The sequence below is a fragment of the Streptomyces sp. NBC_00162 genome, from assembly GCF_024611995.1.
Lineage (GTDB): Bacteria > Actinomycetota > Actinomycetes > Streptomycetales > Streptomycetaceae > Streptomyces.
Map to the genome: position 1 here is coordinate 6,139,622 of NZ_CP102509.1, position 25,832 is coordinate 6,165,453.

General features: G+C 73.1%; 25 protein-coding genes and 1 riboswitch. Of the genes, 10 read left to right on the forward strand and 15 right to left on the reverse strand.

What is annotated here, in order from left to right; genetic code table 11:
* Window positions 1-15: 15 nt before the first annotated feature.
* The 6 genes from JIW86_RS28465 to thiO form a co-directional block, all read right to left on the reverse strand.
* Complete coding sequence (locus tag JIW86_RS28465; RefSeq protein WP_257556688.1) at window positions 16-519, reverse strand: DUF4396 domain-containing protein; 504 nt, start codon at window positions 517-519, stop codon at window positions 16-18.
* Window positions 520-610: 91 nt separating this feature from the next.
* Window positions 611-1,468 (reverse strand): deoxyribonuclease IV, encoded by an 858-nt coding sequence (locus JIW86_RS28470; protein WP_215146532.1) that lies wholly within the window; start codon window positions 1,466-1,468, stop codon window positions 611-613.
* A 9-nt stretch (window positions 1,469-1,477) separates the two neighbouring features.
* Window positions 1,478-3,376 (reverse strand): Stk1 family PASTA domain-containing Ser/Thr kinase, encoded by a 1,899-nt coding sequence (gene pknB / locus JIW86_RS28475; protein WP_257556689.1) that lies wholly within the window; start codon window positions 3,374-3,376, stop codon window positions 1,478-1,480.
* A gap of 142 nt (window positions 3,377-3,518) precedes the next feature.
* Window positions 3,519-4,313 (reverse strand): thiazole synthase, encoded by a 795-nt coding sequence (locus tag JIW86_RS28480; protein ID WP_215146424.1) that lies wholly within the window; start codon window positions 4,311-4,313, stop codon window positions 3,519-3,521.
* A 5-nt stretch (window positions 4,314-4,318) separates the two neighbouring features.
* Window positions 4,319-4,519 (reverse strand): sulfur carrier protein ThiS, encoded by a 201-nt coding sequence (gene thiS, locus JIW86_RS28485; RefSeq protein WP_215146425.1) that lies wholly within the window; start codon window positions 4,517-4,519, stop codon window positions 4,319-4,321.
* On the reverse strand, window positions 4,516-5,685 hold the full coding sequence (gene thiO, locus JIW86_RS28490) for a glycine oxidase ThiO (protein WP_257556690.1): 1,170 nt from the start codon (window positions 5,683-5,685) through the stop codon (window positions 4,516-4,518). Before thiO ends, thiS begins: the two co-directional genes overlap by 4 nt.
* Window positions 5,683-5,795: riboswitch (TPP riboswitch) on the reverse strand. It overlaps the preceding gene by 3 nt.
* 80 nt (window positions 5,796-5,875) lie before the next feature.
* Here thiO and JIW86_RS28495 point away from each other — a divergent pair.
* The 5 genes from JIW86_RS28495 to JIW86_RS28515 all read left to right on the forward strand — a co-directional run bounded on the left by JIW86_RS28495 (window position 5,876) and on the right by JIW86_RS28515 (window position 10,253).
* Window positions 5,876-7,096 carry an NAD(P)/FAD-dependent oxidoreductase gene (locus tag JIW86_RS28495; protein WP_257556691.1) on the forward strand — a complete coding sequence of 407 codons (1,221 nt, stop codon included), beginning with the start codon at window positions 5,876-5,878 and terminating at the stop codon, window positions 7,094-7,096.
* A 67-nt stretch (window positions 7,097-7,163) separates the two neighbouring features.
* Window positions 7,164-7,529, forward strand: a complete 366-nt coding sequence (locus JIW86_RS28500) for an Rv2175c family DNA-binding protein (protein WP_215146428.1) — start codon at window positions 7,164-7,166, stop codon at window positions 7,527-7,529.
* A 77-nt stretch (window positions 7,530-7,606) separates the two neighbouring features.
* Window positions 7,607-8,242: a thiamine phosphate synthase gene (gene thiE, locus JIW86_RS28505; protein WP_257556692.1), complete on the forward strand. Its 636-nt coding sequence runs from the start codon at window positions 7,607-7,609 to the stop codon at window positions 8,240-8,242.
* A 149-nt stretch (window positions 8,243-8,391) separates the two neighbouring features.
* Complete coding sequence (metF, locus tag JIW86_RS28510) at window positions 8,392-9,306, forward strand: methylenetetrahydrofolate reductase [NAD(P)H] (RefSeq protein WP_257556695.1); 915 nt, start codon at window positions 8,392-8,394, stop codon at window positions 9,304-9,306.
* A gap of 50 nt (window positions 9,307-9,356) precedes the next feature.
* Window positions 9,357-10,253, forward strand: a complete 897-nt coding sequence (locus tag JIW86_RS28515) for a hypothetical protein (protein WP_257556697.1) — start codon at window positions 9,357-9,359, stop codon at window positions 10,251-10,253.
* A gap of 22 nt (window positions 10,254-10,275) precedes the next feature.
* Here JIW86_RS28515 and JIW86_RS28520 read toward each other — a convergent pair whose 3' ends face one another.
* The 5 genes from JIW86_RS28520 to JIW86_RS28540 form a co-directional block, all read right to left on the reverse strand.
* On the reverse strand, window positions 10,276-11,700 hold the full coding sequence (locus JIW86_RS28520) for a phytoene desaturase family protein (RefSeq protein WP_257556698.1): 1,425 nt from the start codon (window positions 11,698-11,700) through the stop codon (window positions 10,276-10,278).
* Between the two features lie 31 nt (window positions 11,701-11,731).
* The gene (locus tag JIW86_RS28525; RefSeq protein WP_257556699.1) at window positions 11,732-12,367 is read right to left on the reverse strand and encodes a DUF4126 domain-containing protein; all 636 of its coding nucleotides are present in this window, start codon (window positions 12,365-12,367) and stop codon (window positions 11,732-11,734) included.
* Between the two features lie 134 nt (window positions 12,368-12,501).
* The gene (locus tag JIW86_RS28530; protein ID WP_215146434.1) at window positions 12,502-12,909 is read right to left on the reverse strand and encodes a DUF3040 domain-containing protein; all 408 of its coding nucleotides are present in this window, start codon (window positions 12,907-12,909) and stop codon (window positions 12,502-12,504) included.
* 267 nt (window positions 12,910-13,176) lie between these two features.
* On the reverse strand, window positions 13,177-13,935 hold the full coding sequence (locus JIW86_RS28535; RefSeq protein WP_257556700.1) for a class I SAM-dependent methyltransferase: 759 nt from the start codon (window positions 13,933-13,935) through the stop codon (window positions 13,177-13,179).
* Between the two features lie 88 nt (window positions 13,936-14,023).
* A complete protein-coding gene (locus JIW86_RS28540) occupies window positions 14,024-14,536 on the reverse strand; it encodes an SAV_6107 family HEPN domain-containing protein (RefSeq protein ID WP_257556702.1) in 513 nt (170 codons plus the stop codon).
* A 172-nt stretch (window positions 14,537-14,708) separates the two neighbouring features.
* Here JIW86_RS28540 and JIW86_RS28545 point away from each other — a divergent pair, with 172 nt between their 5' ends.
* The 3 genes from JIW86_RS28545 to JIW86_RS28555 are packed head-to-tail and all read left to right on the forward strand — an operon-like array spanning window position 14,709 to window position 18,278.
* Entirely contained in the window at window positions 14,709-15,560 is an 852-nt protein-coding gene (locus JIW86_RS28545; RefSeq protein ID WP_257556703.1) for an ATP-binding cassette domain-containing protein, read from the forward strand.
* On the forward strand, window positions 15,532-17,619 hold the full coding sequence (locus tag JIW86_RS28550; protein WP_257556704.1) for a YhgE/Pip domain-containing protein: 2,088 nt from the start codon (window positions 15,532-15,534) through the stop codon (window positions 17,617-17,619). Before JIW86_RS28545 ends, JIW86_RS28550 begins: the two co-directional genes overlap by 29 nt.
* 29 nt (window positions 17,620-17,648) lie before the next feature.
* Complete coding sequence (locus tag JIW86_RS28555; protein WP_257556705.1) at window positions 17,649-18,278, forward strand: TetR/AcrR family transcriptional regulator; 630 nt, start codon at window positions 17,649-17,651, stop codon at window positions 18,276-18,278.
* Between the two features lie 315 nt (window positions 18,279-18,593).
* On the opposite strand, the gene JIW86_RS28560 is transcribed toward JIW86_RS28555, so the two are convergent.
* The 4 genes from JIW86_RS28560 to JIW86_RS28575 form a co-directional block, all read right to left on the reverse strand.
* Complete coding sequence (locus JIW86_RS28560) at window positions 18,594-21,011, reverse strand: transglutaminaseTgpA domain-containing protein (protein WP_257556706.1); 2,418 nt, start codon at window positions 21,009-21,011, stop codon at window positions 18,594-18,596.
* Complete coding sequence (locus JIW86_RS28565) at window positions 21,008-22,396, reverse strand: DUF58 domain-containing protein (RefSeq protein ID WP_257556707.1); 1,389 nt, start codon at window positions 22,394-22,396, stop codon at window positions 21,008-21,010. The genes JIW86_RS28560 and JIW86_RS28565 overlap by 4 nt, the downstream gene beginning before the upstream one ends.
* Window positions 22,396-23,406, reverse strand: a complete 1,011-nt coding sequence (locus JIW86_RS28570) for an AAA family ATPase (RefSeq protein WP_215146442.1) — start codon at window positions 23,404-23,406, stop codon at window positions 22,396-22,398. The genes JIW86_RS28565 and JIW86_RS28570 overlap by 1 nt, the downstream gene beginning before the upstream one ends.
* A gap of 136 nt (window positions 23,407-23,542) precedes the next feature.
* Window positions 23,543-24,094 carry a beta-class carbonic anhydrase gene (locus JIW86_RS28575; RefSeq protein WP_257556708.1) on the reverse strand — a complete coding sequence of 184 codons (552 nt, stop codon included), beginning with the start codon at window positions 24,092-24,094 and terminating at the stop codon, window positions 23,543-23,545.
* Window positions 24,095-24,435: 341 nt separating this feature from the next.
* On the opposite strand from JIW86_RS28575, the gene rsmH reads away from it, so the two are divergent.
* Together rsmH and JIW86_RS28585 are read left to right on the forward strand one after the other, a co-directional pair.
* Complete coding sequence (rsmH, locus tag JIW86_RS28580) at window positions 24,436-25,365, forward strand: 16S rRNA (cytosine(1402)-N(4))-methyltransferase RsmH (RefSeq protein ID WP_251064982.1); 930 nt, start codon at window positions 24,436-24,438, stop codon at window positions 25,363-25,365.
* Between the two features lie 98 nt (window positions 25,366-25,463).
* Window positions 25,464-25,823, forward strand: coding sequence for a hypothetical protein (locus JIW86_RS28585; protein ID WP_374199300.1), 360 nt, complete (start codon window positions 25,464-25,466; stop codon window positions 25,821-25,823).
* The last annotated feature ends 9 nt before the right edge of the window (window positions 25,824-25,832 follow it).

A 25,832-nucleotide genomic window follows, 5' to 3' on the forward strand; every position in this document is an offset into this window, starting at 1 on the left:
GGCCCGCCCGGCCCGTCAGTGGTACTGGTGGACGACCGCGTGACCCTTGCCGCGGCCGATCATCCACTTGTTGACCGGGACCGTGATCACGAAGGCGGCCGCGAGCGAGATCGCGAGGACCGTCCAGAACAGCGGCTCCGAGAGGTGCGCGTCCATCGCGCCCGGCCACAGGGCGATCACGCCGTTGTCGATCAGTTCCATGACGGCGATCGAAAGGGTGTCCGCGGCGAGCGCCACCCGGACGGCCGTACGGAGGTCAACCCCTGCCGCGAGGATCCCCCGCAGGGTGAAGGCGTAGCCGAAGAGGAACGCGAGGGCGATCGCCAGGATCATCGTCGGCATGTTCCCCCAGCCCAGCGCGGTCCCGATGACCATGCCGAGCACCTCGCCGATGGCGCACCCGGTGAGGCAGTGCAGGGTGGCGCGGGCGGCCATGGCCCAGCTGGCGCGTCCGTGCTGTTCGTGGCCCTGGTGGTCCTGACCGTGACCGTGTTCCTGTGCGTGGTGTGCGTGCTCCATGTCGACCCCCTGATGGGTACAGCCGGGTAGCGGGTCCGCCGATAGGACAGAACCGTATACCCCCCTGGGGTATTCCTCAAGGATCGGCCGGTCACTCGTGGCCGCGCAGCTCCTTCAGCAGGGCCACGTCCGCCGCGTGCCCTTCCTTGCCGCCGGGGGTCTCGATGATCAGCGGTACGCCCGCCATCTCCGGGTGCGTGAACAGCTCGGCGAAGGCCTCGCGGCCGATGTGGCCCTGACCGACGTTGGCATGCCGGTCCTTGTGCGCGCCGACCCCCTCCTTGGAGTCGTTCGCGTGGACCAGCTTCAGCCGGCCCTCGCCCACCGTGTCCACCAGCAGGTCCAGCGTCAGCTTCGTCCCGCCCGGCTCCGCCAGATCGTGTCCGGCCGCGAAGATGTGGCAGGTGTCCAGGCAGATCCCCAGCTTCGGATGGTGGTCGAGCGCGTCGAAGTACGGCCCGAACTCCTCGGCCCGCGAGCACAGCGACGAGCCCTGCCCGGCCGTGGACTCCAGCAGCAGGAACGGGTCGTCGTCGTGCGTCAGCTCATCCAGCAGCGGCAGCATGTACTCCCTGACCTGCGCGTACGCCGCCTCGCGCGGGCGGCCGCCGGTGGCCGAGCCGGTGTGGACGACCACCCCGAGCGCACCGATCTGCCGGCCCCGGCGCAGCGAGTGGCGCAGGGACTCCACCGACTTCTCGACGGTCGCCTCGGTGTGCGAGCCGAAGTTGATCAGGTACGGGGCGTGTACGTAGGCCGGGACGGACTCGGCCGCGCACTGGGCCCGGAAGAGTTCGTCCTGCGCCGGATTGCCGACCGGGGTGGCCCAGCCGCGCGGATTGGCGACGAAGACCTGGACCGCCTCGGCGCCCATCTCGCGGGCGTACGTCAGCCCGACCGAGGCGAGCCCGCCCGCGACGGGGACGTGCCCGCCCACCGGATTGCGCATCACCGCTGCTCACAGCCCCTTGGTCTTGATGACGATCGTGGTGCCCTCGGGGGCGTTCTGGCCGCCGGCCACCGACTGGGACTCCACGGTCTTGCTGAAGGAGAGGAACGGGCGCTCCACCTTCACCTTGAAGCCCGCGCCCTCCAGCGCCTTGCGGGCCGCGTCCACGTCCTGGCCGGTCACGTCCGGGACGGGGAGCTGGCGGGGGCCCTTGGAGACGGTCAGCGTCACGGTGTCCCCGGCCGCGGCCTGGGTTCCGGCGCCGACCGACTGGTTGGCGACCGTACCGGCCGGGGAGGGGGCGTTGACCTGTTCGGGTGCCGTGGCCACCTTCAGGCCGAGGCCGTCCAGCGTCGCCCGGGCCTGCTCGAAGGGGAGGCCTTCCACGCTGGGGACCGGGACCGGGCGGCCCTTGCTGACGATCAGGGCGACGGCCGTGTCCGGGGCCCGCTTCTCGCCGCCCACCGGGTCGGAGCTGATCACCGAGCCCTGGGCGACGTCCTGGCTGAATGCCTGCGTGACGATGCCGGGGGCCAGCCCGGTCTTCGCCAGCTCGGCCTTGGCCTCCTCCAGCGGGCGGCCCTTGAGGTTGGGCACGGCCACGACCTCGGGGCCGCGGGAGATGGTGAGCGTCACCGCGCCGTTGCCGCGGATCCGCCGGCCGCCCGGGGGATCGGTGTTCATCACGGTGCCGCGGTCGAAGGAGCTGCTGAACTTCCGCTCGATCCGCTTCACGCCGAGGCCGGCCGCAGACAGCTGGGACTTGGCCTGCTCCTCGGTCTTGCCGAGCAGGTTGGGCACCTTGGTGAACTGGCCGGAGTTGATGTACCAGACACCCGTGCCGAGGCCGAGGGCCAGCAGCACGCCCGCGATGACCAGGAGCATGCCGCGGCGGGGCCTGCGCGCAGCCGCCGGGGCGGGGGGAGGCGGCGGAGCCTGCAGCCGGGAGGTCTGGTGCACGGGCTGGTGCACGGCCACCGGCCGCGGGATCACGCCGGTGCGGTCCTCGGTGGCCGACCGCTCCTCGGCGCGCGCCTGCGGCGGTACGGCGTCCAGCTCACTGTCGCTGAGCTGGACGCGGGCCTCGAGGGTGAGGCCGAGCAGGGCGGCGGCGTCGTAGGGGCGCAGCTCCGGATTGCGCGAGGTGGCCTGCGCGACGAGCTCGTCGAGGCCGACGGGGAGACCGGGGACGGCGGCGGACGGCGGTGGTACGTCCTCGTGGAGGTGCTGGTAGATCACCTGGGCGGGGGAGCCGCCGGTGTGCGGCTTGGAGCCGGTGAGCATCTCGTAGAGCACGACACCGCAGGCGTAGACGTCCACGCGGGTGTCGGTGACGCCGTTCTCGATCTGCTCGGGAGCCAGGTAGGAGACGGTGCCGAGGACCGAGCCGGTGGTGTTGGTCACCGAGTCCACGGACCGGACCAGCCCGAAGTCGGCGACCTTGACCCGGCCGTCGTCGCCGATCAGGACGTTCTCGGGCTTCATGTCGCGGTGCACGAAGCCGGCCCGGTGGGCGGCGCCGAGGGCGGCGAGTACGGGCTCCAGGATGTCGAGCGCGGCCCGCGGCTGGAGTGCGCCGCGCTCGCGGAGCACGTCGCGCAGGGTGCAGCCGGAGACGTACTCCATGGCGAGGTAGACGTACGGCCCGTCCGTGCCCTGGTCGAAGACGGCGACGACGTTGGGGTGGGCGAGCCGGGCCACGGACTTCGCCTCCCGGATGAACCGGTCGACGAAGGCCGCGTCCGCGGCGAGGGCCGGGTGCATGACCTTCAGGGCCAGTACGCGGTCCAGGCGGGTGTCGACGGTCCGGTAGACCGTGGCCATGCCGCCGGCCGCGATGCGGGCGTCGACGCGGTAGCGGCCGTCGAGCACGCGCCCGACGAGGGGGTCATCCAGGGTCGTATCCACCCGGCGATTCTATTGGCGCGACGGCGTGCCCCGGCCGGGGCGGGTCAGGCTTGCAGCCCAGCTGTGACGCACCCGACGCCTTTTCGAGGCGTCGCTCGCACGGCTCGGCCCCAGAGGGCCTCCCCGGCCGCGGGCCCGCAGGTCAGAACGCCGGGCGTTCCGGGTCCAGGGCCGGGAGGCCCGTGTTCGGGGACGAGGCGAGGGCGAAGCGGCGCTGTGGGATGCGCCCCGCGCGATGGGCGAGGCGCCCCGCCGAGACGGCGTCCCGCATGGCGGCGGCCATCAGCGCCGGGGCCTGGGCACGGGTCACCGCGGACGCCAGCATCACAGCCGCGCAGCCCAGTTCCATGGCCAGGGCGACGTCAGAGGCCGTGCCGGCCCCCGCGTCCAGGATCACCGGAACCCCGGCCCGCTCCGTGATCAGCTCGAAGTTGTGCGGGTTCCGGATGCCCATCCCCGAACCGATCGGCGACCCCAGCGGCATGATCGCCGCGCAGCCCACGTCCTCCAGCTTCCGCGCGAGCACCGGGTCGTCGTTCGTGTACGGGAGCACCGTGAAGCCCTCGTCCACCAGGATCTCGGCGGCGTCCAGCAGCTCGACGCCGTCGGGCAGGAGGGTCCGCTCGTCCGCGACCACCTCCAGCTTGATCCAGTCGGTGCCCAGCGCCTCCCGGGCCAGCCGGGCCGTGAGCACGGCCTCGCCCGCCGTGAAGCAGCCCGCCGTGTTCGGCAGGACCGAGATGCCCAGTTTGGTCAGGACCGAGAGGACCGAGCCCTGGACCGTCGGGTCCAGCCGCCGCATCGCCACCGTGGTGAGTTCCGTGCCGGAGGCCACCAGGGCCCGTTCCAGTACGTCCAGGCTCGGGGCGCCGCCCGTACCCATGATCAGACGGGAGGAGAAGGTCCGGCCGCCGAGCGTGAAGAGGTCGTCCGCCATGCCGCTCAACCCCCCTGGACCGCGGTGAGGATCTCGACCCGGTCGCCCTCGCCCACCGGCGTGGCCGGCCACTGCCCGCGCGGGACCACGGTCTCGTTGAGCGCGGCGGCGACCCCGGAGGGGGCCGCGGTCAGGGTGGCGACCACCGCGTCGAGCGTGGTGCCGGCCGCGACCTCGCGCGGCTCGCCGTTGACGGAGATGGTCATGCGTACGACTCCTGACGTGCGGCGGAGAACCGGCGGGGGGTGAAGGGGCGCGCGATCGGCGGCAGTTCGCCGGTGGTCAGCAGCTCGGCCATCACCTCGCCGGTGAGCGGGGTCAGCAGCACCCCGTTGCGGTAGTGCCCGGTGGCCAGGTGCAGGCCCGGCAGGTCGGTCGGGCCGAGCAGCGGCGCGTTGTCGGGGGACCCGGGGCGCAGCCCCGCGCGGGTCTCGGTGAGCGGGAGTTCGGTGATTCCGGGCACCAGTTCATGGGCGTCGCGCAGGAGTTCGTAGACCCCGCCCGCGGTGACCGTGGTGTCCCAGCCGAGTTCCTCGCTGGTGGCCCCGATGACGAGCTCGCCGTTCTCCCGCGGCACGAGGTAGACGTGGCTGCCGCGCACGACCGCCCGTACGGTCCGCGACAGGAACGGCGCGTACGCCGCGGGCACGGACAGCCGCAGCACCTGGCCCTTCACCGGCCGTACGGGTGCCACCACCTCCGGCGGTACGCCCGCCAGCCGGCCGCTGAGCGAGCCCGCCGCCAGCACCACCTGGTCCGCGCGCAGCTCCGTACCGTCGTCGAGGACGGCGCCGGCCGCGCGGTCGGCGGTGACCAGCAGCCGCTCCGCCGCCGCCCGGTGGACGCGCACCCCGGCCCCTTCGCAGGCGGCCAGCAGGGCGGCCGCGAGCCGGCGCGGGTCGACCTGGTGGTCGCCGTCCACGCGCAGGCCGCCGCGTACGCCCGGGGCCAGCATCGGCTCCAGGCGGCGGCACTCGCGGCCGGTGAGCCACTCCGAGTCCAGGCCGCAGCGGCGCTGGAGGGCGTGCAGCTCGCGCAGGTGGAGCCGGTCGTCGGAGTCGAGGGCGACGGCGAGGGTGCCGCAGGCGCGGTAGCCGATGTCCAGGCCGCCGCTCGCCTCGGCGAGCTCGGCGGCGAACTCCGGATAGCGCGCGGCGGAGGCGAGGCCCAGGCCCAGCAGGGCCTCCTCGCCGTAGTGCAGCTCGGTGACGGGGGCGAGCATCCCGGCCGCGACCTGGGCGGCCCCGCCGCCGGGGACCGGGTCGGCCAGTACGGTGCGCAGTCCGCGCCGGGCGGCCCGCCAGGCGGTGACGAGCCCGATGATCCCGCCCCCGATGACGAGGACGTCGGATCCCTTTCGAGATGAGTGCATGGGCGTCCAGCCCCTCCCTTCGCCGGCATGACCCGGATCAGGTTCGTACGGTCGGAGGCCGTCCAGCCTCCCTCTCAGCCCGGTGCGCCCGGACTCCCGCGATAGGTACGGTGGCCAGACTAACCCCGCCGTGGACGGCGGGTAAGGGGCACCTATTCCTGACGGGCCGTCAGATGAATAGGGTGGCCGGGTGAACGAGCAGACGGAACAGACTGAGAGCGGCGTCGTGATCGTGGGCGCCGGAATGGCCGGTGTGCAGACCGCCGTCGCCCTGCGCGAGCGGGGATTCACCGGCCCCGTGACCCTGCTGGGCGCCGAGCCCCACCAGCCCTACGACCGGCCCCCGCTGTCCAAGGCGGTCCTGCTCGGCAAGGCCGAGGACTCCGCCTTCGACGTGGACTTCGAAGGGCTCGGCATCGAACTCAGGCTCGGCACGGAGGTCACCGGGCTGCGGGCCGCCGAGCGCGAGCTGGACACCGAGGCGGGGCCGGTCCCGTACGAGGTCCTCGTACTGGCCACCGGCGCGCAGCCGCTGACCCTGCCCGGGACCGGCGGGGTCCCGGGCGTGCACCTGCTGCGCACGCTGGACGACGCGGCGCGGCTGCGCCCCGTACTGGCGGCCGCGCCGTCGATCGTGGTCGTCGGGGCGGGCTGGATCGGCGCGGAGTTCGCCACCGCGGCCCGGGAGGCGGGCTGCGAGGTGACCGTGGTCGAGGCCGCGGACCGGGTCCTGGCGGGCGCGCTGCCCGCGGAGGTGGCCGCGCCGATGGCCCGCTGGTACGCGGAGGCGGGCGCCGAGCTGATCACCGGCGCGAAGGTCGCCGGGGTCGAGGAGGGCCGGGTGCTGCTCGCGGACGGGCGCGTCCTGTCGGCCGGCGCGGTGGTGGTGGGCATCGGCGCCCGCCCCGCCACCGGATGGCTGGCCGGGACCGGCGTGGAACTGGGCCCCGACGGCTCGGTCACCGCCGACGCCCACCTGCGCACCACGCTGCCCGGGGTGTACGCGGTCGGCGACTGCGCTTCCTTCCCGTCGGCCCGCTACGGGACCCGGCTGCTCGTGCACCACTGGGACAACGCGCTCCAGGGGCCGCGGGCGGTCGCCGCGAACATCCTGGCCGGGGAGCCGGTCGAGGTCTACGACCCGGTGCCGTACTTCTGGTCCGAGCAGTTCGGGCGCTTCGTCCAGTACGCCGGACACCACCGCGGGGCCGACACCCTGCTCTGGCGCGGCGACCCGGCCGGTCCCGACTGGTCGGTGTGCTGGCTGAAGGAAGGCGCCCTGGTCGCGGTCCTGGCCGTCGGCCGTCCCCGCGACCTGGCACAGGGCCGCAAGCTCATCGAGGCGGCCGTCCCCGTCGACCCCGCCAAGGTCGCCGACCCGGCGGTTCCGCTGAAGTCGACCCCCGTGTAGCCCGGGCCGGTCCACGGACGGGTCGCTCGGGTACCGGGCGCCTGTCCGAGGTGGCAGGCTTGTCCCCGTGACCGAGATTGACGCAAAGATCGATGCCCTTGTCCCCTCGTGGCTGTACCTCCCCGACATCGCGGAGATGCTCGACATCGAGGTGACCCGGGTCCGCCAGATGGTCAAGGAAGGGCAGCTGATCGCCGTACGCCGGGGCGAGAACCGCTCCCTCCAGGTGCCGGCCCCCTTCATCGACGGCGACAAGGTCGTCAAGGGCCTGGTCGGCCTGCTGACCGTGCTGCGCGACGACCGCTTCACCGACGAGGAGATCCTTGAATGGCTCTTCACCGAGGATCCGACCCTGCCCGGCACCCCCGTGCAGGCGCTGAGCGAGAATCGCGGCACGGAGGTGAAGCGCCGCGCTCAGGCGCTCGCCCTCTGACCTGATCCGCATCCGCTCCACCGCGGTGTACGGGCCCCGGCGGTCCGTACACCGCCTCCATCACGGGGGGTACACCCATGCAGCTGTCCGACGCCCGGCTCTACCTGTGCACGGACGCCCGCAAGCGGCAGGGTGACCTCCCCGAGTTCCTGGACGCCGTACTGGCCGGCGGCGTGGACATCGTCCAGCTCCGCGACAAGGGCATGGAGGCGGGCGAGGAGCTCGAACACCTCCAGGTCTTCGCCGAGGCCGCACGGCGCCACGGCAAGCTCCTCGCCGTGAACGACCGGGCCGACGTCGCCCACGCCATCGGGTCCGACGTGCTCCACCTCGGCCAGGGCGACATCCCCGTGCCCGCCGCCCGCGCCATCCTGGGCGAGCAGGTGCTCATCGGCCGCTCCTGCCACGCCGAGGCCGAGGTCGACGCGGCCGTCGCCGAGCCCGGCGTGGACTACTTCTGCACCGGCCCCTGCTGGCCCACCCCCACCAAGCCCGGCCGGCACGCCCCCGGCCTCGGACTCGTCCGGTACGCGGCCTCGCTGGAGCAGGACCGGCCCTGGTTCGCCATCGGTGGCATCGACAGCGGCAATCTGGACGAGGTGCTGGACGCCGGAGCCACCCGCGTCGTCGTCGTCCGCGCCCTCACCGAGGCCACCGATCCCGGTGCGGCCGCCGCGGAACTCGCCAAGCGCGTCCGGGCCCGCCTCGGCTGAGTCCTGGCCGCCCCGGCACCCGGACAGCCGTAGCGCGCCCTTGCGGATTAGGAACTGCCCGGCCGGAGCCGCGTGAGCAGGTGTCCAAAAACGTGTCCAAAAGGCGGACACCGCTTCGGTGTCCGGCGGGCCCCGTCTAACCTGCCCGTATGGCCTCTGGTACCGCTTCCACCTGGTCGGACCGTGCGCACACGGTCCGCGACCTCCTCGCGTCCGGGCGCTCGTACTCCTTCGAGTTCTGGGCCCCGAAGACGGAGAAGGGCGAACGCAACCTCTGGAACGCCCTGCGCCGGGTCGAGGCGGTATCCCCCAGCTTCGTCTCCGTGACCTACGGAGCCGGCGGCTCGACCCGCGGCGGCACCGTCCGGGCCACCGAGCAGATTGCCGCGGACACCACGCTGACCCCCGTCGCGCACCTCACCGCTGTGGACCATTCAGTCGCTGAGCTGCGCAATGTCATCGGGCAGTTCGCCGACGCCGGGATCCGGAACATGCTCGTCGTGCGCGGAGACCCGCCGGGCGACCCGATGGGCGAGTGGGTGGCCCACCCCGAGGGCGTGCACTACGCCGCCGACCTGGTCCGGCTGGTCAAGGAGTCCGGCGACTTCTGCGTCGGCGTCGCCGCCTTCCCCGAGATGCACCCGCGTTCGTCCGACTGGGATACGGACATCCGGCATTTCGTGGACAAGTGCCGCGCGGGCGCCGACTATGCGATCACCCAGATGTTCTTCGATCCCGAGAATTATCTGCGGCTGCGCGACAGCGTCGAGAAGGCCGGCTGCGAGACCCCGATCATCCCCGAGGTCATGCCTGTTGTGGCGATCAAGCAGCTCGACCGGCTGCCCCAACTCAGCAACGCGGTCTTCCCCGAGGATGTGAAAGAACGCATGCTCGCCGTCAAGGACGATCCGGCCGCTGTACGCTCCATTGGCATCGAGTTCGCCACGGAGTTCTGCGCGCGGCTGCTGTCCGAGGGTGTCCCGGGGCTGCACTTCATCACGCTGAACAATTCCACGGCGACTCTCGAGATCTACGAGAACCTGGGCCTGCACCAGCGGGCCTGACCGGCAGGCCCCCTTCCCCGGGCGGTCGGCCGTACCGAGAGGGGCCATGCATGGGTATGACGGTCCTCTACATCGCGTTCGGCTTCGTCGCGCTGTGGTTGCTTGCCGAGGTCCTGATGCAGTACAAGGCCCGGCTCCGCTGGCGCCTGCTCGCCTTCACCGGCTTCCTCGGCGTGGTCGCCGGGGTGGTCCTGCCGTCGGTGCCGGTCATCGGCGCCGGCGCGGCCGCGTTCGCCCTGGGCCAGACGCTGGTGACGCTCTCCTTCCGCAAGGGCTTCGAGGCCGGCTGGGCGCTGCGGCGCGGCGGGGAACCCGTACGCCAGTCCCGGCGCCGCCGGTCCGGCAGCCCGCGCCCCGAACCGGCGCTCCAGGTCACCGCGCTGGAGTACGAGGACGCCGACGGGCCCGTGGCCGAGCGCGAAGGACGCGGCTCCGAGCGGCAGTTCCAGGCGGCGGCCGAAGAGGTCTACAGCCCGCAGCCCATGCCCGAGGACACCGGCTCCTACGGCATACAGAGCTTCGCGCCCGCTCCCGGCGCGGGCCAGACCGCGGCCTTCGCCTCGCCGTACACCACGGCCGAGCAGGACGCCCACCAGTACGCCGCGTACTACGACCCGACGGGCCAGGGCGGTGGCGGCGGGTACGACTACTCCGCCGGCTACCAGACGGGCGAGCAGCAGCAGGTCTACGCCGCCTACTCGGACCCGTACATCGGCACCGGCGGGGGCATCGAACAGCCGGGGGCCTACAACTACTCCGACTACGCCGCCTACACCCCGTACACCGACCAGGGGCAGCAGCAGTACTCCATGGACACCCCGCCCGGCGGGGTCTGGGTACCGCAGCAGCGCGACGTGGCCCAGCCCTACCCGGCGGAGGAGCAGGCCGAGCCGCCGCAGCAGTACCCGTACCCCCAGCAGGGCGAGTACGAGCAGTACCGCTACTGAGGACCGGCCGGCCCCGGGCGGGTCACTGGGAGCCGCGGAACTCCGCGCCCTCCACGATCAGCCCGGCCACCAGGGCTCCGGTCATCCCGGCGTGCGCCAGCCCGCCGCCGGGATGCGCCCAGCCGCCCGCCAGGTACAGCCCCGGCACGGCCGTGGTGTTGGCGGGGTAGAGCAACCGCCCGCCGGCCCCCGCGAGGGCGGGGGCGGGCACCGAGCCGCCCGGGGCGCCGGTCGCCGCCTCGACGTCGGCGGGGGTGTGCGCCTCGTGCCACAGCAGCCGCTCCCGCAGCCCCGGTACGGCCTTCCCGGCGAGCTCCAGCAGCCGGTCGGGCTCGACGGCCCCCGTACTGCCCGGCCCGCACACGGCGGTCACGGTGACCGCCTCGTGGTCCGCGTCGGGGCGGGTGGCGGGGTCGTCGGGGCGCAGGACGGCGACGTCCAGGCCGGGGGAGTGCACGAGGGTGCGGTGGACGGTCCCCGCGGGGCGGGCGCCGCGCAGTGCGAGGAAGAGGCTGAGCCGGCTGGGCAGGTCCGCCCCGCGGGCGGGGACCGCCTCGGGCGGCCAGGGCAGGGAGGCGGCCGGCAGCAGCCGCGGGTCGATCCCGCAGACGACGGAGTCGGCGGCCACCTCGCTGCCGTCGGCCAGCAGCAGACCGGCGACGCGGCCCCCGGCGGTGACGACCTCGCGGACCTCCGCGCCGAAGACGAACTCCACGCCCCGCTCCCGGCAGCGCTCGTGGACGGCGGTGGCCAGGGCCCGCATCCCGCCGCGCACGTACCAGCTGCCGAAGGTCTGCTCCATGTACGGCAGGACGGCGGCGGAGCCGGGGGCCCGGCCGGGGTCGATCCCGTACGCGCCCACCAGGCCGGTCAGCAGCTCCCCGAGGCCGCCGCCCAGCTCCCGGTCGGCCACCTCGGCGAGGGTCGGGGTCCGGCGGCGGAGCAGGCCGCTCCGGCGCACGGCGGGGTACGGATCGGCGGCGAGGGCCCGGCGGTCCGCGGGCAGCGGCTCCTCCAGCAGGGGGCGGCGGGTGGCGTCCCAGGCGTCCCGGGCGCGGCCCAGCACGGCGTTCCAACGCTCGCCCGCGCCCTGGCCGAAGGCCTCGTCGAGGGCGGCGGCCACGCCGCCGCGGGAGGCGCCGGGGAGGGTGACGTCGACGCCGTGGTGGGGGAGGACGTGCCGGACGGCCGGGTCCACCTGGGCCATGTCGACGCAGGTCTCCAGCGACCGCTTGCCGGTCTTGACGAACAGGTCGCGGTAGACGGCGGGCAGGTGCAGCAGGCCGGGTCCGGTGTCGAAGACGAAACCCTCGCGCTCGTACCGGCCGACCGCGCCTCCGTATGTCGCCCCGCGCTCGTACACCGTCACCCGGTGCCCTGCCACGGCCAGCCGGGCCGCCGTCGCCATCGCGCCCATCCCGGCGCCGATCACCGCAATTCGTGCCATGCGGCTGAGCCTATCGAGGCACCCCCTGTGGTCAGCGGGGTGGGAGCCCGGTTGCCCCGGTGGCTTCGCGGGCCTCGGCGGCCAGGTGCTTCTCCTCGCGGCGCTGGGCTCGGCGGCGCAGGAAGCGGCGGATCCGGCTCCAGAGGAAGAACAGTATGGCCAGTCCGGCGGCCAGCAGGACGGCCGCGATGATCGCCGCGGCCTGGGGGTTGAACATCGCGAAGGTTATGATCCCGGCCACGCCGAGGTCCTCGGCCATGCTCATCCCGACGTTGGTGAACGGCTCGGGCGAGGTGTTGATCGCCATCCGGGTGCCGGCCTTGACGAAATGGCTGGCGAGCGCGGTGGAGCCGCCGACCACGCCGGCGGTGATGTCGGAGAGCGAACCGCTCTGGCCGGCCAGCAGGGCGCCGACCACGCCACCGGCCAACGGGCGGATCACGGTGTGGGCGGCGTCCCAGACCGAGTCCACGTACGGGATCTTGTCGGCGACCGCCTCGCAGAGGAACAGCACCGCCGCGACGATCAGCACGTCGGTGCGTTGCAGCGACGCCGGAACCTCGTCGGTCAGGCCGGTCGCGCCGAAGATGCCGAGCAGGAGGACCACGGCGTATGCGTTGATCCCGCTGGCCCAGCCGCTGGTGAAGACCAGGGGGAGCACACTCACCCGGTCATGATGCCGCAGAAAGGGTGATCGGGCGGACGGAACCGAGAACGCAGAACAGCGGCAGACAGCGGCAGAACAGCGAAGGACGGCAGCCGACAGGCAACCGTCCTTCACTCACTCACGTTGTCCGGGGGCTACTGCCCTTGCCCCTGGTCGTCACGGCGGCGCTGCCACCGTTCCTCGATGCGCGTCATCATCGACCGACGCTGCCGGTTCTGGCCATGGGCCGAACCGCCTGCACTTCCGGAGACGGGCTGCTCGCCAGGCTTGGGTGCCTTGCGCCAACCGGTGACCACGAGGACCGTGCAGCCCAGCATGACGAGAAATCCCACCACGCTGACCCAGAGCACGTCCTGCCAGATCACGCCGGCCATGAGGAGCGCGATACCCACCACAATGCCTGCGACTGCCTGGTAAACCCGTCGCCGGGTGTACGTGCGCAGCCCGCTTCCCTCAAGCGCTGTCGCGAACTTGGGATCTTCGGCGTACAGCGCTCGCTCCATCTGCTCGAGCATTCGCTGCTCGTGCTCCGAGAGCGGCACGGGAGTCCTCCTCATCCGTCGGTCGCGGGGGTAGCGACCAGGGGTCCCCTTCAGGATAGGCGGGGAATCGCCCCCGTGATACCCGCCCTCTACGCCACGTTCTCAAATCGATCAGTCTCAGAAAAGATCTGTACCGCCGCAGTAGCGGTCACTGAGGCGCTTATTCCCCAATGGCACGTCCACCATGCCGGTCACTGCCCCGATCATACGGGGCCGAGCGCCGGTTCGGAGGGTGTGCGGCCGACTCCGTCCCAGGAAGATCGCAGATCAGGACTGCTTCTCGCCCAGCACGTGCAGCTGCGTGGCGACCGCGTGGAAGGCCGGCAGCTCCGCGGCCGCCTCCTCCAGGCGCAGCAGCGCCTCCACGGCGCCCGGCTCGGTGTCCACCAGAACCCCCGGGACGAGGTCGGCGAAGATCCGTACGCCGTGGACCGAGCCGACCTCGAGGCCGGCTCCGCCGACCAGCTCGGCGAGCTGCTCGGCGGTGAAGCGGCGGGGCACCGGGTCGCCGGAGCCCCAGCGGCCGGCCGGGTCGGTGAGGGCGGTACGGGCCTCCGTGAAGTGCCCGGCCAGGGCGCGGGCGAGCACGGCTCCGCCGAGCCCGGCGGCCAGCAGGCTGAGCGTGCCGCCGGCGCGCAGGGCCGCCACCGCGTTGGCCACGCCCTCGGCCGGGTCGTCCACGTACTCCAGCACGCCGTGGCAGAGCACCACGTCGTAGGAGTCCCGCTCGACGACGTCCAACAGGCCCTGGGCATCGCCCTGGACCCCGCGGACGAGATCGGCGACACCGGCCTCGGACACCCGGCGCTCCAGCCCGAACAGCGCGTTCGGGCTGGGGTCGACCACGGTGACCCGGTGGCCCAGGCGGGCCACCGGCACGGCGAACTTCCCGGTGCCGCCACCGGTGTCGAGCACGTCCAGGACATCCCGGCCGGTCGCCTTCACCCGGCGGTCGAGCGCCTCCTTGAGGACCTCCCACACCACGGCGGTGCGGAGGGAGGCACGGGGGCGGGAAGTGTCCGACACGGCTGATGGCTCCTCGGCGCGGTAGGCAAGGGGTGAGCGGTCAGTGCCCCACCCGGCCCCACCCTATTGCCTTCCGCAGCCAGGCAGCTCATCCCGCCTCGGGACGTTCCGGACGGGGTTGGGGCAGGGTCTGCTGCGGCGGCTGGATCGCGAGCATCCGCTCCACCAGGCGCAGGAACATCGAGACCGCGCGCACCAGGTCGTCCGCGTCCCGCCCGCTCGCCGCGTCCGGTATCCCCGCCTCGGCCCGGGCCCGGCGGGCGGCGCCGGAGGCGAAGAGCGCGCTCCACTCGGCCAGCTCCGGCGCTATCTCCGGCAGCACTTCCCACGCGCTGCGGATCCTCGGCCGCCGCCGGGGGTTCACCGGTTCGGGCCGCCCGCGCGCGGCGAGCACGGCCGCGGCGGTGCGCAGCGCGGCCAGGTGGGCGGTGGCGTACCGCTCGTTGGGCCGCGGCAGCCGGGCGGCCTCGGTCAGGCCGGTGCGGGCCTTGGCGAGTAGATCGAGGGCTGCCTTGGGGTATCCCCACGGCGGAGCCGTAGGGGAGGGAGCCGCCGACCTCCGCAGGACGGGGTGGACAGGGGACGGGGACGGTGTGGCCATGACGAACCTCCTGTCGATGCGTTCCCACCATCGTGACCGGCCCCACTGACAATTGCCCTGACCTGCGGTTTTGAGGGTTGGCCGACGGCAACTGGCCCCCGCTGCACACCCGGTGCGCAGGAAGCTGGTAGTTTTTGAACTGACCGGTCAGTTCAAAAAGAAGGGGGACGGTGTGGACAGCCCGCACGGCGCGGCCGTCAAAGCCGAGAACTTCGGACTCAAGGGCCCGCGCGGATGGGCCTTCCGGGGCCTCGGTATCGACGCGGCGCCCGGCTCGCTCATCGCGGTCGAAGGCCCCTCCGGCAGCGGCCGTACCTGCCTGCTCCTGGCCCTCACCGGACGGATGAAGCCCACCGAGGGACACGCCGAGGTCGGCCACCACCGGCTGCCGAAGAGGATGACCGCGGTCCGCCGGATCGCCGCCCTCGGACCGGTCTCCGGGGTCAACGAGCTCGACCATGCCCTCACCGTCGCCGAGCACCTGCGCGAGGGCGCCCTGCTCCAGCGCCGCTACGAGGGTCCGGTCCGCGCCCTGCTGCGCCCCCGCGGCGAGCGCCGCGCGAGCACCTCGGCCCGCATCGACGCCGCCCTGGCGGCCGCGGGACTGGACCTCGCCACGCTGCCCAAGGGGCCGCGCACCTCCGTACGGGACCTGGAACGCCTGGAGTCCGTACGGCTGTCCGTGGCCATCGCCCTGCTCGGCTCGCCGCGGCTGCTGGCCCTGGACGACCTCGACCTGAAGCTCTCGGACGCCGAACGCACCGAGGCCTGGGACCTGCTCCGCTCGGTCGCCGCCCGCGGGACCACCGTCCTCGCGGTGTCCAGCAAGGCCCCCGACGACGCGCTCGTCCTGCGGACCGGCCCGCCGGAGCCGGCCGGCGAGGCGGAAGCGGAAACCGAAGTCGAGGCCGAGCCCGAAGCGGAAGCCGAAGCCGAGGCCGAGGCCGAGAACGACGACACCGACACCGAGAACGACGACACGAAGGGGGCGGACGATGCGCTCGCCGAAGCTGGCCGCGCTTGAGCTGAAGCGGTTCGGGCGGGGGAAGCTGCCCGCGGCCGCTCTCGTCGCGCTGCTCCTGATCCCGCTGCTCTACGGAGCCCTGTACCTGTGCTCCTTCTGGGACCCGTACAAGCGCCTCGACAAGGTGCCCGTCGCCCTCGTCAACGCCGACAAGGGCGCGAGCGTCGACGGCAAGCGCATCGACGCCGGCGGTGAGATCGCCAAGAAGCTCCACGACAGCAAGACCTTCGACTGGCGCGAGGTGAGCGCCGGCGAGGCGGCGAAGGGGCTGGAGAAGGGGACGTACTACCTGTCCCTCACCATGCCCGCCGACTTCAGCGAGAAGATCGCCTCCAGCTCCGGTGCGGACCCCACCACCGGCGCCCTCCAGGTAAAGACCAACGACGCCAACAACTACATCGTCGGCTCGATCTCGCGCACCGTCTTCTCCGAGGTCCGCTCGGCGGCGTCGACCAACGCCTCCCGCGGGTTCCTCGACAAGATCTTCGTCAACTTCTCCGACCTGCACGACAAGACCGCCGAGGCCGCGGACGGCGCCGACAAGCTCAAGGACGGGGCCGGCAAGGCCCAGGAGGGCGCCAAGGAACTGGCCGACGGCCTCGACACGGCCGAGGAGAAGACCGGCGAGCTCAACAGCGGCCTGAAGAAGCTGAACTCGGCCGCCGGCAAGCTGGAGACGGGCTCGAAGGACGTCGCGGACGGCACCCAGAGCCTCGCCGACAAGGTCAACGGGGCCGCCGACAAGGCCCGCCCCTTCGTCAAGGACCCCAAGAACCTCGCGGACACCGCCGAGCTGGTCGCCGACAGCGCCAAGGTGGTCAACAACCACCTCGACACGTTCGCGGCGAAGGCCCCGGCCGCCGCATCCGCCGCCAAGAAGGCCTCCGCGGGCGCGGACGCGTACTACACCAAGCACTGCGTCACCCCCGGCCTCGAGCCGCACCTGGCCTCCTGCCCCGACCTGAAGAAGATCAAGGACGACGCGGCCGAGGCCGCCGAACTCACCGGGGACGTCAGCACCCTGGTCAAGAACGCGAACGGCGACGTCGCCAAGCTCCGCACCCAGCTGACCGACCTGGAGAAGAAGGCCCGCGAGCTGGTCGACAAGGCCCCCCAGCTCGCAGGCGACCTCGAAGCGGCCGTCGCCAAGGTCAACGCCCTGAACACCGGCGCCCACAAGGTCGCCACCGGCATGGCCCAGCTGCACACGGGAATCGGCTCCGCCACCAACGGCTCCGGCGCCATCAAGGAGGGCGTCGGCAAGCTCGGCGACGGCGCGCACACCCTCGACGGCGGCATGTACAAGCTGGTCGACGGCAACCGCGACCTCGCCGACGGACTGCACGAGGGCGCCGGCAAGATCCCCGACTACGACCAGCAGCAGCGCGACACCCGCACCGAGGTCATGGCCGACCCGGTCCGGCTCGCCAACCAGTCCCTGCACAAGGCGCCCAACTACGGCACCGGCTTCGCCCCGTACTTCATCCCGCTCTCCCTCTGGGTCGGCGCGATGGTCGCCTACATGATCATCGCCCCGCTGAACCGGCGGGCCCTGGCCGCCGGTGCCTCGCCCTGGCGGATCGCCCTCGCCGGCTGGCTGCCCGTGGCGGGCATCGGCGCCGCGCAGGTGAGCCTGCTCATGGCCGTGCTCCACTGGGGCCTCGGCCTGGAGATGGCCCGCCCGGCCCTCACCATCGGCTTCCTGATGCTGGTCACCGGCTGCTTCGCGGCGATCGTCCAGTGGCTCAACGCCAAGTTCGGCGCCGCCGGGCGGATCCTGGTCCTCGCCGTCCTGATGCTCCAGCTGACCTCGGCGGGCGGCACCTACCCCGTACAGACCAGCCCGGACTTCTTCAACGCCATCCACCCGTACCTGCCGATGTCGTACGTCGTCGAGAGCCTGCGCCGCCTCATCACGGGCGGCGACCTCGCCCCCGTGTGGCAGGGTTGCGCGGTCCTGGTGGCCTTCACGGCGGGCGCCCTCGCCCTCACCGCGCTCGCCGCCCGCGGCAAGCAGGTGTGGACCATGGACCGGCTGCACCCGGAACTGAGCCTGTAAGGAGCCGGTGACCTGTGAGAATCAGCGCCATGGAAAGCAGCAGCACCTCCGCCGCCGTCGGCAGCCGGCGGCAGGCGACCCGCCAGAAGCTCTACGAGGCGGCCGTGACCCTCATCGCCGAGCAGGGCTTCTCCGCGACCACGGTCGAGGAGATCGCCGAGCGCGCCGGCGTGGCGAAGGGCACCGTCTACTACAACTTCGCGAGCAAGAACGACCTCTTCGAGGAGCTGCTGCGGCACGGGGTCGGGCTGCTGACCGTCTCGCTGCGGACGGCCGCCGAGGAGACGGAGGCGCGCGGCGGCAGCCGTGTCGAGGCGCTCGACGCGATGATCCGGGCCGGTCTCGTCTTCATCGACCGCTACCCGGCCTTCACGCAGCTGTACGTCGCCGAGCTGTGGCGGACCAACCGGGCATGGCAGTCCACGCTGATGGTCGTCCGGCAGGAGGCGGTGGCCGTCGTGGAGACGGTGCTGCGGGAGGGCGTGGAGCGCGGTGAGCTGAGCGCCGAGATCGACGTACAGCTGACCGCGGCCGCGCTGGTCGGGATGGTGCTGGTGGCCGCGCTGGACTGGCAGTCCTTCCAGAGCGAGCGGTCCCTCGACGACGTGCACTCGGCGCTGTCCCTGCTGCTGCGGGGCCGGGTCAGCGGCAACCGCTGACCCCCAGTCGGCGGTGCCGCCGGGGCGGCGGAGCCCGTACAACTGGTGGGGCCCGCCGCGACGGCTGAGTATCCGTACCTAGGCACGGAAATGAGTACGCGCGCGGATGGGCCCCCACCTGCGCGGACGCCAGACTGGGGGCAACGGACAGGAGGCCCGGTCCGCACCGCAGACACGGGGCTGCGGAGCGGACCGGGTACCTCCTCCGTGACGCGGTACGCGAACGCGGCGGGGCTCGGGGGGATCGAGCCTCGCCGCGTTCGCGCGTTCGCGGGGGTCCGGGGGCGGAGCCCCCGGCAGTGGACCCGCAGTCCCTCAGCCGCGGCCCCGGAGGGGGATGCGCAGGCGGATGCGGGCCGACAGCGTGCTCGCGCGGTCGGCCAGGGCCGACCACCGGCGGGACGCCGACCACGCGAGCCGGGCCGCCGAGCGGGGCAGCAGCAGGGCCCGCAGGCGGGCCAGGCGGCCGGTGCCGGACAGCAGACCCGCGCGGGCCAGCAGCACGTCGTCCGCCAGGCCCGCGTACGAGCCGGCGGCGCCCGGCGGCGCGTACAGGGCCCGCTCCAGCGCACCCGCGACCCGGTGCACCGCACCGGCGGCCTCCGCGTCCAGCCGCCCCAGGTTCACCACGCGCTCGGCCGCCCGACGCGGCGACAGCGCCTCGTCCGGGCGGACGCCCACGTCCCACGCGGCGTCGCCCAGCTCACGCCACGCCGCCGACACTTCCCCGGCGCCCAGCCGGCGGGCCCGCAGCCTGCTCCGCCACAGCAGCGGCAGCAGCGGCAGAACCAGTACCGCCAGCACCAGCCCGGCCCAGCCGAGGACCGCCGACACCGACGGCCCGCCACCACCCGACGCGTTCTGCTTCGGCGCGGCCGCACCGCACTCGCCGAGCTTCTTCAGCTCCGGCGGGCAGTCGTCCGTCTTCGACGGCGCGGCCGAGGGCTGCGTCGCCCCCTGCGAGGGCAGCGGCGCGGGCACGGACGGCTGGGCCGTCGGGGTCTGCGCGCGGGAGTAGTCCGGCACGTTGATGCCCGCCCGGGGCGTCGGCTCGAACCGCGTCCACCCGACGCCCTCGAAGTACAGCTCCGGCCAGGCGTGCGCGTCCCGCATCGACACGTTGACGCTGCCGTCCGACTGCTTCTCACCCGGGGTGAAGCCCACCGCCACCCGCGCCGGGATGCCCAGCGAACGGGACATCGCCGCCATCGAGAACGCGAAGTGGATGCAGAAGCCCTCCTTGTCGGCGAGGAACCGGGCGACCGCCTGAGGACCCGTACCCGAGGCCGTCTTCGTGTTGTAGCGGAAGCCGCCGTTCACCGCGAAGTAGTCCTGGAGCTTCACGGCCCGCGTGTAGTTGTCCTTCGCCCCCTGCGTCACCTGGCGCGCCGTGTCGGTGACCACCGGCGGCAGGTTGTCCGGCAGCTTCGTGTACTCGGCGCGGATCGCCGGATCCGCCTCCGGCGCGTTCCGCAACTGCTGCGCCGTCGGCTTCAGCAGCAGGCTGCGTACGGAGTACTGCGCGCCCTGCACGTTCTGGAACTTGTCCTTGCCCAGCTGGTCCCCGACCAGGGTCCGCCCGGCCGGCTCGAACCGCCACTTCCCCGTGATGTCCACCGAGGTCGCCGGGTACGGCATGGGCAGGTAGCGCTGGGTGTAGGTGTCCGCCGCCGACACGTTGGTCTGCACCTCGGCCGAGACCTGGCGGACGTCCCCGCTGAGCCCGGGCGGATTCGGCAGCCGCGCCGGGACGTCGGACAGGGACCGCCCGGAGGCCTCCCACTTGATCCCGTTGAACTCGTCCAGCGCCAGGATCCGCAGGTACTGCTCGCCCTGCTGGGGGTTGTCCGTCCGGTACTTGAGCACCACCCGGTTGTCCTGCGCGTTCAGGTTGCTCTGCAGGGAGACCAGCGGGTTCACCGCCGAGATCGTCCCGCCCACGCCGCCGTCGGACGCCTCGCCGTCGCCCTGCGCGCCCAGCAGTCCGCCGCCGAGCGCGGGCAGCGCCGCCGGCACCGCCAGCGCGAGGCCCAGGGCCATCGCGCCGATCCGCCGGCCGGTCCGCACCGGCGCCGTGAGCCGGCCGTCCTTGCCGCCGCCGAGGCCGGAGGCGGCCGAGACCCGGTCTCGCGGGGCCGCGCCGAAGACCCGGCCCCACTGGGCCAGCCGGTCCCGGCTCTCGGCCAGCAGCATCATCAGGTAGCCGCAGCCCGCCAGCAGGAAGGAGAACCAGGAGGCCTCCCCGCCGCCCGACAGGCCGGCGGCCACCGAGTACAGCGCGAGCAGCGGGAGCCCCGCCGCGGCGGCCGTCCGCAGGGTCACCGCCAGGGTGTCGACCAGCAGCCCGATCAGCAGCACCCCGGTCACCAGCAGCAGCCGGATGCCGTCCGTCTGCGGGGCCGGGATCGCGAACTCGCTCACGTCCTGCACGCCCCGCTGGAACAGCGCCCCGAAGTCCGTCACCAGGTAGGCCAGCGGCCCGTTCCCGGTCGACTCGCCCTTCCCGGCGAAGAGGACCGCGAGGACGAGCAGCGACACCAGCAGCTGCGCGGCCACGGTCAGCGACCGCGCCAGCGGCACCCGCCGGGCCCCGGCCCCCACCGCGCTCTGCACGGCCAGCAGCAGCGCCGCCTGGAGCAGCCAGCCCGCCGATTCGACCAGGGGGACCAGCGACCACGCGGTGAGCAGCGTCGCCAGCGCCGCGAACAGCGTCACTCTCGCGCGCCCGCTCATACCCGGCCTCCAGAGGTTCCCGTACCGAACGCGGTGGTCCCGGCATGCCGCCACAGCTCGCCGAAGGCGACCCCGGGCGGGGCGGCGAGGGCCGTCCAGCCAGCGTCGCGCAGCCTGCGCAGCCGCTGTTCCACCGGGGGGAGGGCCTGGTCCCGCGCGGGCTGTCCGGACCAGGTCGCGGAGTCCAGTACGAAGGCCACCGCGCCCCCGGTGCGCTGGCGCATCGTGGCCGCCAGCTCGGTCTGTACGTCGTCAAGGTCTCCGAAGAAGGCGATGAGGAGCCCGTCACCGCCGGCTTCGCCGAAGCCGCCACCGCCACCGCCGCGCACGGCGTCGTAGGCCCGGGCGAGCCCGGTGCCGTCCGAGTGCCCGACGACCGCGAGGGTGTCCATCATCATCCCGGCGGCCTCCGCGGACTCGTGCCCGCCGGAGGTGAAGCCGCCGCCGCCCAGACCGGGCACGGAGTCCCCGGTGTCCGTGAGCAGCCGTGTCGCGTAGCCCTGTTCCAGGAGGTGGACCAGGCTGGAGGCGGCCGCGGAGACGGCCCACTCGAAGGCGGAGTCGGGACCGGCGCCCTCGAAGGCCAGGCGCCGGGTGTCCAGCAGGACCGTGGCCCTGCTGCGCTGGGGCTGCTCCTCGCGGCGGACCATCAGCTCGCCGTAGCGGGCGGTGGAGCGCCAGTGCACCCGGCGCAGGTCGTCGCCGCGCCGGTAGCCGCGCGGGATCACGTCGTCGTCGCCGGCCAGGGCCAGCGAGCGGCGGGATCCGTCGCCGTAACCCGAGGACTCGCCGGACAGGCGCACCGGCGGCAGGGGCTCGGTGCGCGGGATGACGGTGAGGGTGTCGAAGGTGCTGAACGAGCGGGTCAGCTCGACCAGCCCGAAGGGGTCGGTCAGCCGCAGTTGGAGCGGGCCCAGCGGGTAGCGGCCGCGCAGGTCGGAGCGGACCCGGTAGGACACCTCGCGGCGGCCGCCGGGCTCGACCCGGTCCAGGACGAACCGCGGGCGCGGGCCGAGGACGTACGGCACCCGGTCCTGGAGCATCAGCAGGCCGGTGGGGAGCCGGGAGGTGTTGTCCATGCGCAGCTGCACCCGGGCCTCGGCGCCCGCGGGGACCCGCCCCGGGGTCAGCCGGCGGCTGCCGGAGACCCGGTAGCGGGTGCGGTGCAGGGCGTAGACGCAGAGCAGCGGCAGGAGGGCGAGCAGCAGTCCGACCCGGAGCAGCGCGCCCTGGCCCAGTACGTACGCGCACACGGCCGCGGCGATCCCGGCGGCCAGGAAGGAACGGCCGCGGGTGGTCAGGCCGGACAGCGACGCGCGCAGCCCGCCGCCGCCCTGGCCGTCATCGGCCCGGCCGCCGGCGCCGCTCGGGGCACCGGCGCTCATCAGAAGCCCCGGATGCCCGCGCCGGGCGGCATTTCGCCGCGGGCGTGCGCGGCCGGGACCGGGGTGCGCTGGAGGATCTCGCCGACGACCTGCTCGGCGGTGCGCCGGTTCAGCTGGGCCTGGGCGGTGGGCAGCAGCCGGTGCGCGAGGACCGGACCGGCCAGCGCCTGGACATCGTCGGGCAGGACGTAGTCCCGGCCGGCGAGCGCGGCGGAGGCCTTCACGGCGCGCAGCAGGTGCAGGGTGGCCCGGGGCGAGGCGCCCAGGCGCAGGTCGGGGTGGCTGCGGGTGGCGGAGACCAGGTCGACCACGTAGCGCCGGACGGGCTCGGCCACGTAGACCTCGCGGACGGCCTCGATGAGCTTGACGATCTCGTGGGCGTGCGCGACGGCCGTCAGGTCGTCGAGCGGGGAGAGCCCGCCGTGCACGTCGAGCATCTGGAGCTCGGCCTCGGGGCTGGGGTAGCCGACGGAGACCCGCGCCATGAAGCGGTCGCGCTGGGCCTCGGGCAGCGGGTAGGTGCCCTCCATCTCCACCGGGTTCTGGGTGGCGACGACCATGAAGGGGCTCGGCAGCGTGTACGTCGTGCCGTCGATGGTGACCTGGCGCTCCTCCATCGACTCCAGCAGCGCGGACTGGGTCTTCGGCGAGGCGCGGTTGATCTCGTCGCCGATGACGATCTGCGCGAAGATCGCGCCCGGCTTGAACTCGAACTCGCGGCGCTGCTGGTCGTAGATGCTGACGCCGGTGATGTCGGAGGGCAGCAGGTCCGGTGTGAACTGGATGCGCTGCACCGAGCAGTCGATGGACTTGGCGAGCGTCTTGGCGAGCATGGTCTTGCCGACGCCGGGGACGTCCTCGATCAGCAGGTGCCCCTCGGCGAGCAGCACGGTCAGCGCGAGGCGTACGACCTCGGGCTTGCCCTCGATCACGCTCTCGACCGACTGGCGCACCCGCTCCGCCGTGCTGGTCAGATCCGCGAGGCTCGCTCGGTCGTCATACGTCGTCACCTGGTTCTCCTCGGCCCAATTCCAGGGCCGACGCCCTTGGCGCATGACCGGCCCACCCCAAACACGGACACCGGCCCCGGGGGGTTCCCGGGGGGCGTCTCCCCGCATTGTTGACGGCGTTACGGCCTTGTGTCACTCAAGAGCTGGGATCGATCTCCCGCAGGAGGCCGGTGTGCACATCGAAGACGAAGCCTCGCACATCGTCCTTGTGGGGCAGGAACGGGTTGGTGCGCACCCGCTGCATGGACTGGCGGACGTCCTGGTCCACGTCCCGGAAGGCCTCCACGGCCCAGGCGGGGCGCTGGCCGACCTCGTCCTCCAGCTCGTGCCGGAAGTCCTCGGTCAGGCTTTCGAGACCACAGCCGGTGTGGTGGATGAGTATCACCGCGCGGGTGCCCAGGGCCCGCTGGCTGATGGTGAGCGAGCGGATGGTGTCGTCGGTGACCACGCCGCCCGCGTTGCGGATCGTGTGACAGTCGCCGAGCTCCAGGCCGAGGGCGGCGTGCAGGTCGAGACGGGCGTCCATACAGGCCACGACGGCCACCTGGAGAACCGGGTGGGCGTCCATGCCGGGATCGGTGAATTCCGCGGCGTAGTGCCGGTTCGCCTCGACCAGCCGATCGGTGACGGAGCCGGCGCCGGCTGCCGGGGGTGCGGGGTCGGCGGGCAGGGGTGCGGAAGTCGTCATGGATACGACGGTAGTGGTCACAGCCCGTGCGGGCATCGAGTGAGGGTGGACAAAGAAGGTCAACAAGCCTTGTTGTGAGCTAACCCACAGGGGTGAGGAGGAGGCGGCCGACCGGGTGATTCGCGGCTTTTGCGGGTTCCCATGGAGCCGTCCGCACGCCGCGCGGGGCGGTTCGTTGACCGCGGCGACCGTTGCACTAAAGTGACGCGAACCGGCCGGAGCCCGGCCCTGACCGGCCGCCCGGCCCCTTGGTAACACTCCGCGTGCGCGGCGCGGCGTATGCCTGCCGCGCCGTTATCTGAGAGGGCGCTTTGACTAGCGAGTCCCGACATGTCCCGGTGATGCTCCAGCGGTGCCTGGACCTGTTGGCCCCGGCGCTGGAGAGGCCCGGGGCCGTCGTCGTCGACTGCACCCTCGGCCTCGGCGGCCACAGCGAGGCCCTGCTGACCCGGTTCCCCGAGGCCCACCTGATCGGTCTCGACCGCGACAAGGAGGCCCTGCGGCTCTCCGGCGAGCGGCTCGCGCCCTTCGGCGACCGGGCCACCCTCGTCCACGCGATCTACGCCGACCTCGCCGAGGTCCTCGACGGCCTGCGCATCCCGGCCGTCCAGGGCATCCTCTTCGACCTGGGCGTCTCCTCCATGCAGCTGGACGAGGCCGACCGCGGGTTCGCGTACGCGCAGGACGCGCCGCTCGACATGCGGATGGACCAGACGACGGGCATCAGCGCCGCCGAGGTGCTCAACACCTACGCGCCGGGCGAGCTCGTCCGGATCCTGCGCCAGTACGGCGAGGAGAAGCAGGCCAAGCGGATCGTGTCCGCGGTCGTCCGGGAGCGGGAGAAGGAGCCCTTCACCAACAGCGCCCGGCTGGTCGAGCTGATCCGCGACTCCCTGCCGCAGGCCGCCAAGCGGACCGGCGGCAACCCCGCGAAGCGCACCTTCCAGGCCCTGCGCATCGAGGTCAACGGTGAGCTGTCGGGGCTGGAGCGGGCCATTCCGGCGGCGGTGGACCGGATCGCGGTCGGCGGCCGGATCGCCGTGCTCTCGTACCACTCGCTGGAGGACCGGCTCGTGAAGCAGGTCTTCGCGGCGGGCGCGACCTCGACGGCCCCGCCCGGGCTGCCGGTCGTCCCGGAGAAGTACCAGCCGAAGCTGAAGCTGCTGACACGCGGCGCGGAACTGCCGACCGAGGAGGAGATCGCCGAGAACCGGCGGGCCGCCCCGGCGAGGTTCCGCGGCGTCGAACGCATCCGGGAGGCGCGACTGTGACCAAGGCCGGGAAGGTCGCCACGCGCCTCGGCCGGGCGATCGGCGGGCGACCCGTTCGCCCTCGGCCCCGTCCGCGTTCCGGTGGGCAGGCGGCGCGGATGCCGTTCGTGCTGCTGGTCGTGGCGCTGCTCGCCGGCGGACTGATCAGCCTGCTGCTGCTGAACTCGGCGCTGAACGCGGGCTCCTTCCAGCTGAGCAAGCTGAAGAAGGAGACGACCGCGCTCACGGACGAGGAGCAGGCGCTGCAGCGTGACGTGGACGGGTACTCGGCCCCCGACGCGCTGCAGCGGCGAGCGCAGGAGCTGGGGCTCGTCCCGGGCGGCAGCCCGGTCTTCATCGGCCCGGACGGCAAGGTCGCCGGCACCCCGGCAGCGGCCGAACCCCCACCGGCGCCGACCCCTCCGGCCTCTGCTTCGCCCACCCCGAGCCTGGCGGGCTCGCCCACCCCTGGAAGGTGACGTCGTGAC

What these genes read in the sequence shown, in the direction of transcription:
- JIW86_RS28560 (WP_257556706.1), bottom strand. Translation starts at nt 21,011, where the DNA reads ATGAGCGGGCGCGCGAGAGTGACGCTGTTCGCGGCGCTGGCGACGCTG.
- JIW86_RS28565 (WP_257556707.1), bottom strand. Translation starts at nt 22,396, where the DNA reads ATGAGCGCCGGTGCCCCGAGCGGCGCCGGCGGCCGGGCCGATGACGGC.
- JIW86_RS28550 (WP_257556704.1), top strand. Translation starts at nt 15,532, where the DNA reads ATGCGCTCGCCGAAGCTGGCCGCGCTTGAGCTGAAGCGGTTCGGGCGG.
- JIW86_RS28555 (WP_257556705.1), top strand. Translation starts at nt 17,649, where the DNA reads ATGGAAAGCAGCAGCACCTCCGCCGCCGTCGGCAGCCGGCGGCAGGCG.
- thiO (WP_257556690.1), bottom strand. Translation starts at nt 5,685, where the DNA reads ATGCACTCATCTCGAAAGGGATCCGACGTCCTCGTCATCGGGGGCGGG.
- JIW86_RS28515 (WP_257556697.1), top strand. Translation starts at nt 9,357, where the DNA reads ATGGGTATGACGGTCCTCTACATCGCGTTCGGCTTCGTCGCGCTGTGG.
- JIW86_RS28540 (WP_257556702.1), bottom strand. Translation starts at nt 14,536, where the DNA reads ATGGCCACACCGTCCCCGTCCCCTGTCCACCCCGTCCTGCGGAGGTCG.
- JIW86_RS28575 (WP_257556708.1), bottom strand. Translation starts at nt 24,094, where the DNA reads ATGACGACTTCCGCACCCCTGCCCGCCGACCCCGCACCCCCGGCAGCC.
- thiE (WP_257556692.1), top strand. Translation starts at nt 7,607, where the DNA reads ATGCAGCTGTCCGACGCCCGGCTCTACCTGTGCACGGACGCCCGCAAG.
- JIW86_RS28465 (WP_257556688.1), bottom strand. Translation starts at nt 519, where the DNA reads ATGGAGCACGCACACCACGCACAGGAACACGGTCACGGTCAGGACCAC.
- rsmH (WP_251064982.1), top strand. Translation starts at nt 24,436, where the DNA reads ATGCTCCAGCGGTGCCTGGACCTGTTGGCCCCGGCGCTGGAGAGGCCC.
- JIW86_RS28470 (WP_215146532.1), bottom strand. Translation starts at nt 1,468, where the DNA reads ATGCGCAATCCGGTGGGCGGGCACGTCCCCGTCGCGGGCGGGCTCGCC.
- thiS (WP_215146425.1), bottom strand. Translation starts at nt 4,519, where the DNA reads ATGACCATCTCCGTCAACGGCGAGCCGCGCGAGGTCGCGGCCGGCACC.
- JIW86_RS28520 (WP_257556698.1), bottom strand. Translation starts at nt 11,700, where the DNA reads ATGGCACGAATTGCGGTGATCGGCGCCGGGATGGGCGCGATGGCGACG.
- JIW86_RS28480 (WP_215146424.1), bottom strand. Translation starts at nt 4,313, where the DNA reads ATGGCGGACGACCTCTTCACGCTCGGCGGCCGGACCTTCTCCTCCCGT.
- JIW86_RS28585 (WP_374199300.1), top strand. Translation starts at nt 25,464, where the DNA reads ATGCCGTTCGTGCTGCTGGTCGTGGCGCTGCTCGCCGGCGGACTGATC.
- metF (WP_257556695.1), top strand. Translation starts at nt 8,392, where the DNA reads ATGGCCTCTGGTACCGCTTCCACCTGGTCGGACCGTGCGCACACGGTC.